The organism is Dellaglioa sp. CoH-55-MRSF-9, from assembly GCF_056782155.1.
This window is the reverse complement of record NZ_JBXAYG010000022.1, coordinates 1-494: the sequence shown is the minus strand read 5'-3', so window position 1 is coordinate 494 and position 494 is coordinate 1. Positions and strand designations below refer to the sequence as shown.

Genomic DNA, 494 nt, shown 5'->3' with positions numbered 1-494 from the left:
GCAATCTACAAACAGGAGAGCTTTATGACGCAGGTACGGAAGATCAGGGACTGGGATAAACTGGAGAACGGCGGCTGCTACTGGTTCACAATTACCTCGGATCGCGGTGACCGAAAGTTCTATTCGCAGGTTGCTGTCGTCAACGGTAATCCGCTGTTGATCAATGCGCGGGACGCCGTTCCGTTCGAAGAATATGCGTCGAAAGTGCTTTATGCACAAGAACAGGGCCCTATTCCGACTGCGATCAACAGGGCGCATGCTCTGGATAGAGCTGGTATGCATGAGGCTGGTACCGCAGTGCTGCGTGCCGCATACGACGAACTGGACGACGTGCAGCTTCGGACCCGCATTCAGGTCCTGCGTGATCTGGATGGCCGCTGGAATGATCATTACGCTGGCGGTATCCAACAACGGGAACGTGAGCGGCTGGCTCGGATCGGTCGTGCATGGCCCTTTGAGGAAAAGAAATCGGACCTCGCGCGCCTGAGCGAGAT

Annotated in this window: 1 protein-coding gene; it reads left to right on the top strand. The window is 55.9% G+C overall.

The genetic code is table 11. The features are described from left to right. Positions 1-24 precede the first annotated feature (24 nt). On the top strand, positions 25-494 hold a 470-nt coding region (locus tag AC1RPV_RS07615; RefSeq protein ID WP_481764179.1), incomplete at its 3' end, for a hypothetical protein.